General features: G+C 64.2%; 9 protein-coding genes. 4 read left to right on the plus strand and 5 right to left on the minus strand.

The features are described from left to right. Window positions 1-49: 49 nt before the first annotated feature. Window positions 50-1,516 carry a hypothetical protein gene (locus NDI72_RS11475; RefSeq protein WP_283800523.1) on the minus strand — a complete coding sequence of 489 codons (1,467 nt, stop codon included), beginning with the start codon at window positions 1,514-1,516 and terminating at the stop codon, window positions 50-52. A gap of 75 nt (window positions 1,517-1,591) precedes the next feature. Next, the gene (locus NDI72_RS11480) at window positions 1,592-2,890 is read right to left on the minus strand and encodes an adenylosuccinate synthase (protein ID WP_206547968.1); all 1,299 of its coding nucleotides are present in this window, start codon (window positions 2,888-2,890) and stop codon (window positions 1,592-1,594) included. A gap of 240 nt (window positions 2,891-3,130) precedes the next feature. On the opposite strand from NDI72_RS11480, the gene NDI72_RS11485 reads away from it, so the two are divergent. Both NDI72_RS11485 and serA read left to right on the plus strand, forming a co-directional pair. Then, entirely contained in the window at window positions 3,131-4,306 is a 1,176-nt protein-coding gene (locus NDI72_RS11485) for a phosphoserine transaminase (protein ID WP_283800524.1), read from the plus strand. Window positions 4,307-4,383: 77 nt separating this feature from the next. Then, window positions 4,384-5,982, plus strand: a complete 1,599-nt coding sequence (serA, locus tag NDI72_RS11490; RefSeq protein ID WP_206545739.1) for a phosphoglycerate dehydrogenase — start codon at window positions 4,384-4,386, stop codon at window positions 5,980-5,982. Window positions 5,983-6,020: 38 nt separating this feature from the next. Here serA and NDI72_RS11495 read toward each other — a convergent pair whose 3' ends face one another. Next, complete coding sequence (locus tag NDI72_RS11495) at window positions 6,021-6,914, minus strand: DMT family transporter (protein WP_206545738.1); 894 nt, start codon at window positions 6,912-6,914, stop codon at window positions 6,021-6,023. 265 nt (window positions 6,915-7,179) lie between these two features. Between NDI72_RS11495 and NDI72_RS11500 the strand changes: the two genes are divergently transcribed. Beyond that, window positions 7,180-8,544 carry a sugar transferase gene (locus tag NDI72_RS11500; RefSeq protein WP_283800525.1) on the plus strand — a complete coding sequence of 455 codons (1,365 nt, stop codon included), beginning with the start codon at window positions 7,180-7,182 and terminating at the stop codon, window positions 8,542-8,544. A gap of 94 nt (window positions 8,545-8,638) precedes the next feature. Next, on the plus strand, window positions 8,639-9,562 hold the full coding sequence (locus NDI72_RS11505) for a sugar kinase (RefSeq protein ID WP_206547971.1): 924 nt from the start codon (window positions 8,639-8,641) through the stop codon (window positions 9,560-9,562). Between the two features lies 1 nt (window position 9,563). Here the strand turns inward: NDI72_RS11505 and pbpC are convergent, their stop codons facing one another. Together pbpC and NDI72_RS11515 are read right to left on the minus strand one after the other, a co-directional pair. Then, window positions 9,564-11,633 (minus strand): penicillin-binding protein 1C, encoded by a 2,070-nt coding sequence (gene pbpC, locus NDI72_RS11510; RefSeq protein ID WP_502888401.1) that lies wholly within the window; start codon window positions 11,631-11,633, stop codon window positions 9,564-9,566. 27 nt (window positions 11,634-11,660) lie between these two features. After that, complete coding sequence (locus tag NDI72_RS11515) at window positions 11,661-17,123, minus strand: alpha-2-macroglobulin family protein (RefSeq protein ID WP_283800526.1); 5,463 nt, start codon at window positions 17,121-17,123, stop codon at window positions 11,661-11,663. Between the last annotated feature and the right edge of the window lie 45 nt (window positions 17,124-17,168).

Genomic DNA, 17,168 nt, shown 5'->3' on the forward strand with positions numbered 1-17,168 from the left:
ATGAAATTTCAGCCAGCCGTCAGACAGACCGCCTGACCTGCAAGTGGCTCTAGCCGCTCGTCGCGTTCTGCCAGGCTGCCAGAACATCGTTGAAGACCTTCTCGCCTGGAATGCCCTTCTCAAGGGTGATGAGCGCACGCCGTCCGGACTTGTAGACGATGGGAATGTCGATCCAGCGCTGGCGACGCAGCAGCAGAAGATTGGTCTCGATATCGGCCGCGCTGTCGCTGAGCGCCACGAGGAAGAAGCCATCTGCAATCTTGGCCGGAATGCCAAGCAGCGGATTGCCCGTATCCTGCTCGGAGCGCTTCAGGGAAACGCGCAGGACATTGTCGATGCTGCCGCCCTCGAATTCGTCGGGCGTCAGGAAAATCACTTCCATGATGTGGCTTGCCGGCAGTGATTCATCCGCATTGCGGCGGATCGTCATTTTCAGCTGCAGGTTCTTCTGGGGAATGGTCGCCTCGGCGCGAATGGCCGGCTCCGGCGGAAGATCATTGCCCGGCGATTCCTGCACCACGGACCAGACCACGGCGCCGACATCGGCAGAGCCCTGCGAAACGCTGGTGCGCTCTTCATAGAAGATCGCCTTCTGGCCAACCGGAAGCGCCTGATCGGCACCCGCATCGCTATTCTGGGCAGGTGCGCCCTGCGAAGCCCCGTCACCAGTCTGGGTCGCCTGCGCGACCGAAGTCCCCTCGCCCACTCCCGACTGCCCGCCAGCCGGCCCGTCATCCACCTCGCGGCCATCGGGCAGGAGGCGCTGCGTAAACTTGCGCGCCGGTTCGGGCGCTGCCGGCTCGGCAGTGGCGTCTTCGCCACCTGCGGCCGCAGTGTTTGCGCCGTCGTCTCCGGAACTCTCACCGGCGGCAGGCGTGGCCGCCTCACCGCTGTCGGTCGCGACCTGCTCCCCGCCGCCACCGACGAGACCTGCAAGATCGTCCTTGTAGAACCATGCACCCGCGGCAATCGCCACGAGCAGCAGAAGCGCCGCGATCAGACCGCCGGAAACACCCTTGCGCCCCTTGGCGCGCGGCGGCGGGGGCGGCGTTTCCAGCCCCGCTTCCGGTCCATCGACGCCACGATCCCTGTCGGACGCCTGCTCTTCCACACCGGCAACGACAGGGTCTTTCGCACCGTCATCCGCCTTTGCGGCATCGCCGGTTTCAACAGGGGCGGGAGCCTTCTCGTCAGGCCGTGCGGCGAAATTGCCGTAGAGCGGGTCGGCCGGTTTTACCGGGTCGACATCAAGCTCGGCAAAAATCTGGTCCAGCTCATCCTGATCAGGCTCTTCGGGCGCAGGTGGCGGTGCGTATTCAGCCTCGACCTTGGCGATGGCGTCTTCGAGCAGCTTGCGCTGACGTTCCACCACCGCCGCAGAGGGCGCCGGCTTCACGCTGGCAAGCTTGTTCTCGATTGTCATTCGGGCTTTCTGATAAACGCGCTCACGCGCTTCCGGAGAATTCTCCGAAAGCGCATCGATCGTTTTCTTCAGAACCGCAGAAAAATCCGCCATGCCTTATCAAACCTGTTTTACTTTTTTGATCGCGCAGCCGCCCCACGGACACGCAAAGCAGTTCTGCCCGCGAAACTAGTCCTGAAAAGGATCGGTCACAAGTATGGCGTCTTCGCGTTCGGGGCTGGTGGAAAGAATAGCCACCGGCGCGCCGATCAGCTCCTCGACGTGACGCACATATTTGACAGCCTGCGCCGGCAGGTCCGTCCACTTGCGCGCGCCCTTGGTCGTGCCCTTCCAGCCTTCCAGCGTTTCATAGACCGGCTCGAGGCGCGCCTGTGCGCCCTGGCCCGCCGGCAGATAATCGATCAGTTCGCCATCGAGCTTGTAGCCCGTGCAGATCTTGATCTCGTCCATGCCGTCCAGAACGTCGAGCTTGGTCAGCGCGATGCCGTTCATGCCGTTTGCGACAACGGCCTGGCGCACGAGAACCGCATCGAACCAGCCGCAGCGACGCTTGCGGCCCGTGACGGTGCCGAACTCATGACCGCGCGTTCCGAGGAACTCGCCGACTTCGTTGTCCTGCTCGGTCGGGAACGGACCTTCGCCAACACGGGTCGTGTAGGCCTTGGTGATGCCGAGCACATAATCGATGGAGCCCGGCCCGAGACCGGAGCCCGTGGCTGCCTGACCGGCAATCGTGTTGGAGGAGGTCACGAAGGGATAGGTGCCATGATCGATGTCGAGCATGGTGCCCTGCGCGCCCTCGAACAGGATGCGCTGGCCGGCGCGGCGCGCGTCCTCGAGGATCTTCCAGACGCGATCCACATAGGGAAGGATCTTGTCGGCCACGGACGTCAGCTCTTCCATGATCGCCTCATGCGTCACTTCTTCATGGCCGAGGCCACGGCGCAGCGCATTGTGGTGCGTGAGCAGACGGTCGATCTTCATCGGCAGCGTGTCGGTGTTGGCCAGATCCATGACGCGGATCGCACGACGGCCGACCTTGTCTTCATAAGCCGGGCCGATGCCGCGGCGGGTGGTGCCGATCTTCGTGCCGGAATTGGATGCGGCGTCCTCACGGAAACCGTCGAGTTCACGATGCAGCGAGAGAATGAGCGCCGTGTTCTCGGCGATCTTCAGGCGGTCGGGGGTGACATTCACGCCCTGCTCTGCCAGACGGCCCATCTCGGCGACAAATGCATGCGGGTCGAAGACCACGCCATTGCCGATGACCGAAAGCTTGCCGGGACGCACGACGCCGGAGGGCAGCAGCGAAAGCTTGTAGCTCACACCATCGATGACCAGCGTGTGGCCGGCATTGTGGCCGCCCTGAAAACGCGCGACCACATCAGCGCGTTCCGACAGCCAGTCAACGATCTTGCCCTTGCCTTCGTCGCCCCACTGCGAGCCGACAACCACCACATTTGCCATGAAAAAGTCCTTCCCGGCGCAACGTCCGGCGGGTCCCCCGCCTGGATGATTAAGAAAACGAATGGCCTCTATAGAGCCTCAAGGCTCCCATGGAAACCATGCTGGCATTGTGGCTGCATGTTTTAACGCCGCATCGGGCGATCATGCCGCACTTGACTGGAAAAACGGATCGGCGTAACTCCGTCCGTGGGCCACCTCTCCCCACCGAGAGGCGTGCTATCTGTAAGGATAGGATATATCATGAGCGCACTCCCCACGCCGGACAACCGTCCGGCCAATACCCATTTTTCTTCAGGTCCCTGCACCAAACGTCCCGGCTGGTCGCTTGACGCGCTTGCCGACGCTCCCCTTGGCCGGTCGCACCGTTCGTCCGTCGGCAAGGCGAAACTGGCAGAGGCCATCGACCTTACCCGTGAAATTCTGCAGGTGCCCGCGGATTACCGCATCGGCATCGTGCCCGCATCCGACACCGGCGCCGTCGAAATGGCGCTCTGGTCGCTTCTCGGCGAACGCGGCGTCGACATGGTTGCATGGGAATCCTTCGGCGCCGGCTGGGTGACGGATGTCGTCAAGCAGCTCAGGCTCGAAGACGTGCGCCGCATCGAAGCCGACTACGGCGACCTGCCCGATCTCGGCACAATCGATTTTGACCGCGATGTCGTCTTCACCTGGAACGGCACCACTTCGGGTGTCCGCGTTCCCGATGGCAATTTCATTCCCGCCGACCGTGCGGGCCTGACGATCTGCGACGCCACCTCGGCTGCATTCGCCCAGCGCCTGCCCTTCGACAAGCTCGATGTCGTCACCTTCTCCTGGCAGAAGGTTCTGGGCGGAGAAGGCGCGCATGGCGTCATCATCCTGTCCCCGCGCGCCGTCGAGCGTCTGGAAAACTACGCACCGGCATGGCCGCTGCCGAAGATCTTCCGCCTCGCCAAGGGCGGCAAGCTGATTGAAGGCATCTTCCGCGGCGAGACCATCAACACGCCGTCCATGCTTTGCGTGGAAGACTATATCGACGCGCTGAACTGGGCGAAGTCCGTCGGCGGCCTCGACGGTCTTGTCGACCGCGCCAATGCGAACTTCGCCGTGATCGACGAGTTCGTGCGCAAGAGCGACTGGCTCGATCATCTGGCCAAAGTGCCTGCCACGCGCTCCAACACTTCGGTCTGCCTGTCGATCGTCGATCCCGAGATCGCCGCACTCGATGCGGCCGATCAGGCGGCCTTCGCCAAGGGCATGGTTTCGGCTCTCGCCAAGCAGGGTGTCGCCTACGATATCGGCCATTACCGCGATGCGCCTTCGGGTCTGCGGATCTGGGCCGGCGCGACTGTCGAGGCATCCGATCTGGAAGCCCTGATGCCGTGGCTCGACTGGGCATTCCAGTCGCAGAAGGCCGGCCTCAAGGCCGCAGCCTGACAGGCTCACGCTGAATTTGCGGCTCCGCGCGCGGAGCCGCCACCCCTGATTTCATTGCAAAGCAACAGGAGGCCCTGATGGCGCCCCGCGTACTCGTATCCGATAAACTTTCGCCCACCGCCGTTGAAATCTTCAAGGATCGCGGCATCGAGGTGGATTACCTGCCCGACCTCGGCAAGGACAAGGAAAAGCTCCTCTCCGTCATCGACCAGTATGATGGCCTCGCCATCCGCTCGGCGACCAAGGTCACCGAAAAGCTGATCAACAACGCCACCAATCTCAAGGTTGTCGGCCGCGCCGGCATCGGCGTCGATAATGTCGACATTCCGGCTGCCTCGCGCCGTGGTATCATCGTGATGAACACGCCTTTCGGCAACTCCATCACCACCGCCGAGCATGCCGTCGCCATGATCTTCGCCGTTGCGCGCCAGATCCCGGAGGCCAACACCTCGACCCACGAAGGCAAGTGGGAAAAGAACCGCTTCATGGGTGTCGAGATCACCGGCAAGACGCTGGGCGTGATCGGCTGCGGCAATATCGGTTCCGTGGTCGCCATGCGCGCCATCGGGCTCCGGATGCACGTCGTTGCCTTCGATCCGTTCCTTTCGGCAGAGCGCGCGGCAGAGCTGGGCGTCGAGAAGGTCGAGCTTGAAGACCTCTTCAAGCGCGCCGATTTCATCACGCTGCATACGCCGCTAACCGACAAGACGCGCGGCATTATCGACAAGGACGCCATCGCCAAGATGAAGAAGGGCGTGCGCATCATCAACTGCGCGCGTGGCGGTCTGGTCAACGAAGCCGATCTGGTGGAAGCACTCAAATCGGGCAAGGTCGCAGGCGCCGGCATCGACGTGTTTGAGACGGAGCCGGCAACGGAAAACCCGCTCTTCAACATGCCCAACGTGGTCTGCACCCCGCATCTGGGCGCATCGACCAGCGAGGCTCAGGAGAACGTGGCCATCCAGGTGGCCGAACAGATGTCGGATTACCTGACGAAGGGCGCGGTCACCAACGCGATCAACATGCCCTCGATCAGCGCCGAAGAGGCGCCGCGCCTGAAACCCTTCATCAAGCTCGCTGAAGTGCTCGGTGCGTTTGTCGGCCAGGTGACCGACGAAGCCATCGAAGAAGTCGAGATCCTGTTCGACGGCTCCACCACGGAGATGAACCGCCGCGCGCTGATCAGCGCCGCCCTTGCCGGTCTGATCCGTCCGCAGGTGGCCGACGTCAACATGGTGTCCGCACCGGTGATGGCCAAGGAACGCGGCATCATCCTGTCGGAAGTCAAGCGCGACAAGTCGGGCGTGTTCGACGGCTACATCAAGCTGACCGTCAAGTCCTCGAAGAAGACGCGCACCATTGCCGGCACGGTGTTCTCCGACGGCAAGCCGCGCTTCATCCAGATCAAGGGCATCAACCTCGACGCCGAGGTCGGCCAGCACATGCTCTACACGACCAATTACGACGTGCCGGGCATCATTGGTCTGCTGGGCTCGATCTGCGCCAAGCATCAGGTCAACATCGCCAACTTCCAGCTGGGCCGCAACCGGCCGGGCGGCGATGCGATCGCTCTCCTCTATCTCGACGCGCCGTTCCCGGCAGATGTCCTGAAAGAGCTGCGCGCAACCGATGTCATCCTGTCCGCCAAGCCGCTCTCGTTCGACGTGGCCGGATAAGCGACCGGTTTCAGAATCGGGAAGACAGAATGCCGGCGCTATGCGCCGGCATTTTTGCGTCCGCTGTGTTCTGCCAGCCAGATGCCGCCGAGCACCAGCGTCAGCGCAACGGCGTGATAGGCAAAGAAGTCCTCGCCAAGAATGACGATGGAAAGAAGCGTCCCGAAGATCGGCACGAGATTGATGAACAGCCCGGCACGGTTGCCGCCGATCAGTTCATTGCCGCGAATATAGAGGCTCTGGGCGAGGAGCGACGGGAACACGACCACATAGCCCACCACCATCCAGCCCTGTGCATCCGGCACGATCAACCGGTCCGTCGCCGCCTCCCAGGCGACCAGCGGGAACGAGGCGAGAAGGGCAAACAGCGACAGCACGAACATCAGGCTCAGCCAATGGATGTCGGGCTTGAGGCGCAGGCCGACCGTATAGGCCGCATAAAGCAGGACCGCGACAAGCATCAGCGCATCGCCGAAATTCACATCCAGATCGAGCAGACGCGCGAACTCGCCGTGGCTCGCAACAATCGCCACGCCCACAAGGGACAGCATGAACCCGGCAACCTGCAGAGCGGTCACGCGGAGCCGGAAAAGAAGGAAATTCACGACGAAAATCACCATCGGGATCGCCCCCTGCTCGATGGCGATGTTGATTGCCGAGGTGAATTGGGCGGAGCTGTAGAACAGCGCGTTGAACCCGGTGAAGCCCATCATGCCAAGAAACGCCAGCAGCGGAAGCTTGGCGCGAATGGCTGGCCAGTCACGCTTGAGATGCGGCCACGCGAAATAAACCAGCAGTGAGGAGCTGAGGATCCAGCGCAGCGTTGTCAGCATCATGGGCGAAACATGGCCGACAGCAAGGCGACTGGCCACGGCATTGCCGCCCCAGAACAGGGTTGTCAGACACAGAAAAATATAGGCTTGGCGATACATGAGACGAAACAACCTGCTGAAACGCGGGCTTGATAGGACCTCAGTGGCCAAACGTAAATGCCAGTGTCACAATTTGACAGCCGCACCATTGCATAAGGGGCGTTGCTGAGTTCAGAAACCGGGGCAAAGCGAATCGGCGTTTTTCATGAATTACTTGCTTCCAACTGGTTGTAAATAAAACATAACCAACTGAAGATTGCGAAGGTGATCAACATATGGCAAAGCGCAATGATGGTAGCTTGTGCATGCTGGACAGGAACAAGATTTGAACGACGCCTCCAAACCAACGGGAAAAAAGTCCGCTCCCGTTGAAGACAAGGCCAGACGCGCTGCGAAGCGCAGCCCGTCTTTGGAGGCAACGCCCGATCTTGAAGATGTTCTCGATCGCGGAGCATCCCTGCGCAAGCGCCGCCTGCTGCGCAATCTGCGCCCCATGCTGCCGGAAATCCTCGCTGCGGGCGTTCTTCAATGCCTTGTCTATACGGCCTTCATCCTGAATGCCTCGCGCAGCGACTGGGGCAATCTCGCCATCGTCTGCGCGATCCTGTTGGCGCTGCCTTTCGTCATAGCGCTCGCCTTGCTTGGTTTCCGCCGGCAACGAAACACGTTCACGATCGCCATCTTCATCACATTCGTGGTCTTCACAACGGCCGTTGCCTTTCTCTCGGGCCTGCGCATTCGGATCAGTTATTCTGCTTTGCTGGTCGCCTATCTGGTCGCGAACGTGTTGATGTCGATAGCCAATCTGCGTCTTCACCGCTCGCTGGAAGATCACATCGCGCTTCTGGATTTTCCAGGCGCAAGGCAGGTGGCCTCCCGCCTTTCAGGCAAGGTCGCGGTCATCACCGACAAGAATGCCGATATCGGCGCTTACGACCGCATCCTGATCGACAGCAAGACCCATCACAATCCCGAGTGGTCCGGCTTTCTGACCAAGGCCTACATGGTCGGCGTCGACGTCACGCCCTGGTTCAATTTCCTCGAACTGCGCGATGGCCGTGTCGATGTGGATGCATTCGACGTCTCGCATCTCGCATACACGCCCAGCCAGATCTATTATTCCAAGGCCAAGCGGGCTCTGGACCTCATCGCTGTCATCATTACAGCGCCAATTACGGTGCCCCTCGGCGTCCTGACTGGGCTCTACATCCGCATACTGGATGGCGGCCCCGCCATTTTCGTGCAGACCCGCCGGGGCTATGGCGGCCGCTCCTTCAACATGCTGAAGTTCCGCAGCATGTATCATGGGCGTCAGGGCGGCTCGACGCAGGTTAATGACGATCGCATCATCAAGGGCTGCCGTTTCCTGCGGCGGACGCGGCTTGATGAACTCCCGCAGCTATTGAATGTCTGGCGCGGCGAGATGAGCCTTGTGGGCCCACGCCCCGTGGCCGAATACGTGGCGCAGGCGAGCGAGGCGGAAGAGCCCAAATTCATTCACCGCACCATGGTTCTTCCGGGCATCACCGGCTGGGCACAGGTGAATTCCGGCTATGCAAGCACGACCCGGGAAGAGATCACCAAGCTCTCCTACGACCTCTACTACATCAAACACCTGTCGTTTGATCTGGACATGCTGATCATTCTCTCGACGATCAGAACGGTCCTGTTCGGGCGCGGCGCACGCTGAAGCGCCCCCGTACACGGCACAACATTCCACCCGCAATAAAAATGCTCTAAAGAGAAGCCCGCGCACGCTGCGACAACAGGAGGAGACTGCCGATATGAGCCATCCGAAGATCATCTGCATGGGCGAACCGCTGATCGAGTTCAACCAGGTGGACGACACGGGCCGTTACCTCTTCGGCCATGGCGGCGACACCTCCAACTGCGCCATCGCAGCCGCGCGCGCCGGCGCATCGGTCGGGTTCTTCACCGCGCTCGGCGCAGACGAGTTCGGCGACAGCCTGATGCAGCTCTGGGCAGACAATGGCGTGGACGCCCGCCATGTCCTGCGCAATCCGGATGCCCATACGGGTGTCTACTTCGTCAGCCATGGCGAGAACGGCCACGTCTTCTCCTATCTGCGCAAGGGTTCGGCGGCGAGCCGCGTCGCCCCGCGCGACCTGCCCCGCAGCGCCATCGAGAATGCCGACATCCTGCATGTCTCGGGCATCTCCATGGCCATCAGCGCCGATGCGAGCGATGCGGTTCTCGAAGCGATCGACATTGCCCGCGCCGCCGGCGCCAAAGTCTCCTTCGACACCAATCTGCGCCTGAAGCTGTGGCCGCTCGAGCGCGCCCGTGCGCTGACCGAAGCCGCCATGCGCAAGGCCGACATCGCGCTTCCCGGTCTGGAAGACGCCGAACAGCTCGTCGGCATCAGCGACCCGGACGCCATCGCCGATCATTATCTGGGTCTTGGCGCAGGCATCGTCGCGCTGACGCTCGGCAAGGATGGCTGCCTCGTCGCCACGCCCGACGAGCGCCGCCGCGTGCCCGGCATCAGGGTCAGCGCCGTAGACGCCACGGGTGCGGGCGACACGTTCGATGGCAATTTCCTCGCCGAGCTCAATCGCCATGGCGACCCGTTCGAGGCAGCGCGCTACGCCAATGCGGCCGCTGCCCTTTCCACTCAGGGCTTTGGCGCAGTCGCTCCCATGCCCATGCGCGAAACGGTTTTGAAGGCGCTCGCGGAAGCCGCCTGATCTATTCCAGGAAAACATCGACGCTGGCGGAACGTCCGGCCGCGTCGATCACCGTCAGGGTCGATGCGCCGCCGCCATCGGGCACCCAGCTTGCCCTGCGCCGCCGATAGGCGTCCGGCAGCGGCTCGCCATTGGCCAGCCAGCGGAACGGCGCGCGCCCGCCATTGATCTTGAGCGCAAGCGGCATGACCCGCGCCCCACGCGCAAGCCCCACATCGATGCGCGCACCCTGCGGCGGAAACACGATTTCCGGCGCGGGCTCCACCGGTGCACCGGCGCGAAACCCGCCGCCCGAGACGGAGAATCGCCGCATGGGAAACGGAAGATCGGACGCGGCAAGCCGGATCGCACCTGCCGGTGCAGGCGGGAACGGAACGATGCCCACGCCCGAGCGTGAAAACGCCTCGAACAGGATGGGAGCGGCAGCCAGATAGCCGGTCAGCCCCGGCACCGCGCCGCCATCGGGCCGTCCGGCCCACACGCCCAGCACATGCCGCCCGTCATAGCCCACCGACCACGCATCGCGGTAGCCATAGGACGTGCCCGTCTTGTATGCGATGCCGAGACGCGGCGCGTCGCTGGGCGGCGCGACACCGGACAGGATGTCCGCGACCTGCCATGTGGCCTGTGGCGTCAGCACGGAAGGGGGATGCGCGGCAATCTCTGCATCGTCCAGATAATGCAGCGGGCGCACCCGCCCCCGATTGGCGAGCCCGCCATAAAGCTGCACCAGCCCTTCAAGCGTCAGCCCCGCACCGCCAAGCCCGATGGCAAGGCCCGGCGTCTCGCCGGGCGGAAGCGCGGGCGGCACGCCAGCACGTCGCATGCGCGCCACCAGCCGCACCGGCCCCACTGCATCGAGCAGCCGGATCGTCGGCACGTTGAGCGACATCTGCAAGGCCGTGCGCACCGAAACGTCGCCCTGATAGGCCATGTCGAAATTGCGCGGGCGATAGCCCGAGAAATTGCCAGGCCGGTCTTCGATCATGGTTTCCTGCATCACCAGCCCCTCCTCGAAGGCAAGGCCATAGATGAAGGGTTTGAGCGTGGAGCCCGGCGAGCGCTCTGCCACGCTCATGTCGATCCAGCCGGCGCGCGCGGCGTTGAAATAGCCTGCCGACCCGACCCGCGCGAGCACCGCGCCGGTCTGCGCATCCGCCAGAACCATCGCCACGGAAACGCGCGGCCCCAGCCCGCGCGCCGCTCTGGCGGCAACTTCCTCAAGGCCCGCCTGCGCGCGCCGGCTGATGGTCAGGTGATGCACACGCTCATCCGGCTCCGCCTGCACCACCGCATCGGCCAGATGCGCGGCATAGGCGGGCATGGGCAGACGACGCCCGGCAAGCTTCGCCTCAGACGCGCGCGCGACCTCGCTTTCGATGATGACGCCGGCGCCCGCCATGCGCGCAAGCACGCGGTCGCGCGCGGCTTTTGCCGTCTGCGGATGCCGGTCGGGCCGGCGCGCTTCCGGCGATTGCGGCAGGGCGACCAGAAGAGCGGCCTCTTCCAGCCCCAGCTTGTGCGGCTCCTTGCCGAACCAGGCGAGGCTTGCCGCGCGCACCCCTTCAAGATTGCCGCCATAGGGCGCGAGCGTCAGATAGCGCTCCAGGATCTCCCGCTTGGAAAGCCTGCGCTCGATCTGAAGCGCCCGCGCGATCTGCCGGAACTTGGCGCTGAAGCTGCGCGCCCCGCGCGGCTCGGTGAGGCGGGCAAGCTGCATCGACAGCGTTGACCCGCCCGAGACGATGCGCCCGTTCCACAAAAGCTGCAATGCGGCGCGGCCAAGCGCGCGCATGTCGACGCCCGGATGCGACCAGAAGCGCTTGTCCTCATAGGCGACCAGCATCTTGAGAAACTGCGGGTCGAGCGTGTCGATATCCGCCGGAAGACGCCAGCGCCCGTCAGACGCCGCATAGGCCCGCAGCAGCGCCCCGTCTCGGTCGAGCACCTCCACCGAAAGCGGGGCGGGATCAAGCGGCGGCGGATAGGCGGCGTCCAGCCGGTCGAGCGTCACCGCCCCGCCAATGGCGAGCAGGGCCGCAAGGCCAGCGGCCATGGAAACCCGGCGCATATGTCGACGCGTTTTCATCGCCGCCGCCTACTGCCCCACGATCTCCATGAAGCCCGTGGCCGTGCGGGCGGAGAGCTGCGGACGGTACATGTCTTCCACGCTCGCCGCCGGATGCGTGTAGACGCCCGGAGTCACCGCACGCACCACATAGGCGAGCCGGAACTTGCCGCCGCCATTGCGGTCGAAGGCGGCGATGAAGCGGTCGTCACGGAACTCGGTGTGAACCGCATCCGTCTCGCCAAGCCACTCGAAATTCGCCAGTTCGGCGCTGCCCACCAGGCGCGGATTGTCGATCTCGAAGCCCGCCGGCAACAGGTCGGAGACCAGAACGCGTGAAGGCCAGGCGTTCTGTTCCATCATCTCCAGAACCACCACATAGCGCTCGTTCTGGCGCGCGTCGGAGACATTCGCCTCTTCACCGTCCAGCGTGTAGTAGCGCCGCTCGATGGTGAAGCCCTCGCCGCCCGCCGGCAGCGGCTGCTGCGGCGCGGCCACGGTGGTGATCACTGCATCGACCGGCTCGTTGCCCTGATTGGCCACCGTCAGCGGCGCGGCCTCGATCTCCAGTCCCGAAAGCCGCCGCGAGAACGCGCCCGCATGGGCGTTGCCGTCCACGGTCAGGCGCAAATCGTCGCTCGACTGGCTCAGCGCACGGGCGGCCAAAAGCATCCACGCCTCGTCCTGCGTGCTCATGTAACGCGTGTCACCGCGCACATCGGCCACCAGATCGATCATCTGCGGCACCAGCGCCGGTTCGGGCCGGCTTTCCGCCGCCAGCGCCAGCATCGCCGCACCGTCGCGCAGACGCGATCCGTAATCGGAGCGCGCCGTGTAACGCCCGCTCATGCCCTGAGCGAGACGGAAGGCGGAGGCAAAGCCCCGTTCCGCACGTTGCGCATCGCCGTAGAGCGCGAGACCCGCGGCAAGCTGCGCACGGGCCAGCGGCGTGGAGAACTCATCGAGCCGCGTGTCGAGATAGTAGCGCAGGTCACCGGCCGAAGCCTTGCGGTTGCGCGCCAGCACATAAAGCGCATAGGCGATCTCGCTGCCGCGCGAGGAGACATCCGTGTCATAGGCGAGCGTGTTCGAGAGGTTCTGCAGCGCCTGGCCCATCGCCGCCTCTGGCACGGCAAAGCCCTGCTCGCCGGCGCGGGTGAGGAAGTCCGTCACATAGGCGTCGAGCCACAGATCGCCCGATCCCGGTCCCCAGAGACCGAAGCCGCCAGACGAAGACTGTGCGGCAAGCACGCTTGTGATGGCGTCTTCAATGCGCCCCTTCAGCGCCGGATCCTCTTCCAGCCCCGCAGCCTTTGAAAGCTCGCTCACATAGAGCAGCGGCAGGGCGCGGCTCGTGGTCTGCTCCGTGCATCCATAAGGATAGCGGTCGAGCGACATCAAAAGTGCCGGAATGTCGAACCCGTCGGCCCGCGAGATGTTGAGGCTCACCGACGCGTTCTCGGCAAAGCTGTCTTCCAGAAGCGCGCCGTCCAGCGTGACACTGCCGCCATTGGCTGCAAGCGTGACCACGCTGCGGCTGGCAACCGGCATCACGCCAGGCCGCACCGGCAGGGGCACGCTTTTCTCCACGGCAAGCCCGCTCTCATGCGCAAGCGCCACCGTCAGCGCGCCCTCGCCCGACTGGTTCGTCGCCGAAACAGGCACGGAGAGCGTGGCCTTGCCGCCCGCCTCAAGCGTCACCGTATCGGAGAGCGACCGCAGATCGGCGTCCACCGGCCCTTCGGCCATCACCGTGAGGCGATAGTCACCGGCCGGGCCATCCGTGTTGGCGATTTCAAGCAGAAGCCGCGCCTCGTCGCCCGGCGCCAGGAAGCGCGGGAGGCTGGTGGTCAGCACAACGGGATCGCGGATGATCACATCCTGCTGCGCGCTGCCCACGCCCTTCTTCGACCAGGCGACCGCCATGATGCGGGCCGTGCCGTTGAACTGCGGAATCTCGAAGGAGACCTCCGCTTTCCCGTCATCGTCCACCTTAACGATGCCGGAGAAGAAGGCGACCAGCTTCTGCGTCGGCGCGCTGCCGGTGGGCGCCATGCCCCCGCCATCGCCACCGGTGCGCAGCCGGCCCATCGCGCCGAGCGAACCATCGATCAGCCGCCCGTAAATGTCGCGCATCTCGATGCCCAGCATGCGCTGGCCGAAATACCAGGCGTCCGGCTGTGGCGGCTCGTAGCGCGTCAGATTGAGAATGCCCACATCGACCGCCGCAACGGTCACATAGGCTTCTTCACCCGGTTCCAGCCCGCCAACGCTGACGGGAATTGAAAGGGCAGCATCGGGGCGCGCCTGTTCCTCCACGCCGAGTTCAACCGAAAGGTCGCGCGCACCCGGATCAACCTTGAGCCAGCGCACGCCGATGGCGCGCATGGGCAGGCGGTTTTCGGCATCGTCGCCGGGGCGGAACAGCGTTGCGGTCACATAGGCCCCGGCCCCCAGTGCGTCGGTCACCGGAATGTCCACGGTCGCGCCGGCTTCCGGCACGTTTGCGGTAAAGGTTTCAAGCAGGCTCTCGGACCCCACCGTCACCAGAACCTCGCCGGCAAAGCGTGGCGAAATCTTCAGCTTCGCCGTCTCGCCCACCGTATAGGCGTCGCGGTCGAGCGCCACTTCCAGCCCGTCCGGCGTCTCGGTGGAACCGGCCTCCACATACCAGCCGGAATCGAACGCCGCGCTGGTGATCGACCCGCCCGCATCCGGGCTTTCCACCTCAAGGCGATAGCGCCCCCAGTCCACGGAAACGCCGATCTGCGGCTCGCTGTCGGCCTTCGCATCCACCGTTCCCTCGCGCACGAGGCTCGTCGTGGTGATCGGCTCATAGTTCCAGGAACCGCCATCGCGATACCACTGATAGTGCCGCTCCACCTTCAGCAGTTTCCATTCGAGGCCGTCCATGGCGATGCGCTCGCCCTTCGGATCGACCGCGATCACGCGGAAATTCGCCGTCGCTCCCTCGGCAACGCGACCGCCGGTGAATTCCGGCTTCAGGCCGATCATCGCGCTTTCCGGCTCGACACCGATCTCCAGCGCGCGCTCCACGGCGCGGCCGCCGGCCTCGCGCATGCGCACGCTGACATCCGCCTTCAGGAGACGCGTGGTGGATGGCGCGCCATCCAGCGCCACCGGGAACCGCGCCTGCCCTTCCGCATCGGTCTCGGGCAGACCGGGCAGCGAAACGCGCAGCGCCTCCACATCCTCCTCGTCATCAAGGCCGAAGACATAGCCGGGGAAGGCTTTCCATTCGCGCGTCGGCGCGACCGTCAGTTCGCCTTCAAGCGCAAGCCCCGCCGCCGGTGCGCCATAGAGATAGCGGCCATCGACGGTCACATCCGTCACACCACCGACCGGCACGGTCTCATCGGCGCTCGCAAGCTCGAACTCGGTGCGGTCGGGCACGAAATCCTCGACCAGAAAGTTCTTCTCGGCCAGCGCCGGCTTTTTCGGATCGGCATAAATGCCGAGCACCCAGGTGCCCCGCATAGCGCTTCCGGGCAGATCAAGCGCCACCGCATGACCGCCAAGCGCCGCGCCATCGGAAACGACGCGCCGGTCCTCCACGCCGTCGGGGCGGCGGAAGATGAAGGTCAGCGGCAGATCCTCCACCGCATCCGAAGCGGGATTGCGCGTGAGCGCGCTCGCATGCACCGTCTCGCCGGCGCGATAGATGCCACGCTCCGTCCAGGCGAACACGTCGAGCGGTCCGGGCGAAGGACGCCCCGTCACGCCACGATCCGAAAGATCGAAGCCCGCGCGCGTCATGTCGAGGAAGACGAAATCCTCAGTCCCGTTTTCAGCGATGATCGCCGCCGGCGCGAGACCGGAAGAACCGCGCGCCAGACCGGGATCGAAGCGCGCATGGCCATCGCCATCGGTCTCCGCCTCGCCAAGCACCTCATTGTTGCGCGCCACCAGCCTGAGCTTCAGACCGTCGAGCGGCTTCGCACTCGCAAGCGAACGCGCGAAAACCGAAAGCCCGTCCTCGCCGGCAAAGGTGGAAAGCCCGATATCGGAGACAAGGAACCACTGCGTGGCGCGGTTGTCCCAGTTCTGGCTCCGGTCGCCCTCCGGCACCGCCGTCATCATGTAGACGCCGGGTTTGCGCTCCGGCACCGCCTCATCGACGGGAATGCTGGTGACGACATCCTTGTTCAGTTCGGCGTCCACCTCGATCGTGCCTTCGAAGACGGGCGCGCCCATCTGGTCGGCCACCTCGTCCACCGCATATTCGTTGAGCTGGCGCAGGAACTGCCCCTCGCTCAGAAGACGCGCCAGCGCGCGGTCACCGACGCGATAAACGGACAGCGTCGCGCTGTCGGCATTCACGGAAACGAACGGGATGCCCCGGCGCGCCGAGGACGGCAGCACGAAATTGTCGCCGGTAAAGCGCAGCGAAGGCGCACGGTCCCGCACGTAGATTTCGAGCGGCACCGGCTCGGCAATCACCTCGCCAATGGCCGCCGGCAGGCCCTGCCGGATGACGATGCGGTACTGTTCGCCATGCTTCAGACCGCTGACGCAAAGCTCCTTGTCGCTGCGGTCAACGGCGAAGGAGCGCAGATTGTCGACGGTCACGAACTGGGCGTAGTCGACGCCGCTCTTCACCAGCTCCTCGGAAAACTGCACGCAGGCGCGCGGCGTGGCGCTGTCGGAATCGACCGAATGATCGATCACGCGGAACCCCTTGCGGCGCTTGAGATCGGCATAAGCCTCCTGCACATCGCGCGCGGTCCTGAGCGCCAGGCTCGCCTCATAGGCGCTGAGTGCGGGGCGGAAGAGATTGCGCCGCTCAAGAGCCGGCGCAAGAACGGCCAGCGCTTCGGCGCGGTCATCGGTGCTGCGCGACAGATTGTAGGCGTTCACCGCTGCACCCGTGCCAGCGCGCTGCAGACGATAGAGGTTCATCTCGCCGGCTGGCTGCGCCACCGTCGCGGCGCGCGCAAGCCGAGACCACAGGCCCGCATTGTCAGGCTCAACCACAAGGGCTGCGGTATAGGCCCGGATCGCATTGAGCGGATCATTGTTCGCAAGCGCCTGCCCGCCTGCGGCGGTCAGGGCAGCGAAACCGGCATTGACGGCATTCTGCGTGCGCAGCACCTCGTCACGATATTGATCCGCCTCGCGCAGCACATGTTCGGGCACGAAGCGCAGCGCCGGCGGCGCGCCAAGATCGGCAGCAGCGCCGCTCACCACCACCTTGCCGGCCACCGCGCCCTCGAACGGATCGAGGCGGTTGAAATCCGACTTCAGGAAGCACCATTGCGCGCTGGTGTTGTAGGTGAAGGCCCGGCACTGCGGATCGGCAAGGCACACTGCCTTGCACTGGTCGAGCGTCACATCCTTTTCGGTGCGCAGGTCGAAGCCGAAATAATCGGCATTCTCGCTGGTCACGATCCGGCGCGCATCCTGCGCGGCAGCCATTGCTGCAAACCCGAAAACAAAAATGAAAAACAGGGAGAGTCCGCGTGCCGCACGCATAGCAATCCTCCAGGCGCTGCCGATATCGTCCCCTTGATATTGGGA

The organism is Nitratireductor sp. GZWM139 (assembly GCF_030068685.1).
GTDB classification, from domain to species: domain Bacteria; phylum Pseudomonadota; class Alphaproteobacteria; order Rhizobiales; family Rhizobiaceae; genus Nitratireductor; species Nitratireductor aquimarinus.

What these genes read in the sequence shown, in the direction of transcription:
- NDI72_RS11485 (WP_283800524.1), top strand. Translation starts at nt 3,131, where the DNA reads ATGAGCGCACTCCCCACGCCGGACAACCGTCCGGCCAATACCCATTTT.
- NDI72_RS11515 (WP_283800526.1), bottom strand. Translation starts at nt 17,123, where the DNA reads ATGCGTGCGGCACGCGGACTCTCCCTGTTTTTCATTTTTGTTTTCGGG.
- NDI72_RS11480 (WP_206547968.1), bottom strand. Translation starts at nt 2,890, where the DNA reads ATGGCAAATGTGGTGGTTGTCGGCTCGCAGTGGGGCGACGAAGGCAAG.
- pbpC (WP_502888401.1), bottom strand. Translation starts at nt 11,633, where the DNA reads ATGCGCCGGGTTTCCATGGCCGCTGGCCTTGCGGCCCTGCTCGCCATT.
- serA (WP_206545739.1), top strand. Translation starts at nt 4,384, where the DNA reads ATGGCGCCCCGCGTACTCGTATCCGATAAACTTTCGCCCACCGCCGTT.
- NDI72_RS11505 (WP_206547971.1), top strand. Translation starts at nt 8,639, where the DNA reads ATGAGCCATCCGAAGATCATCTGCATGGGCGAACCGCTGATCGAGTTC.
- NDI72_RS11475 (WP_283800523.1), bottom strand. Translation starts at nt 1,516, where the DNA reads ATGGCGGATTTTTCTGCGGTTCTGAAGAAAACGATCGATGCGCTTTCG.
- NDI72_RS11495 (WP_206545738.1), bottom strand. Translation starts at nt 6,914, where the DNA reads ATGTATCGCCAAGCCTATATTTTTCTGTGTCTGACAACCCTGTTCTGG.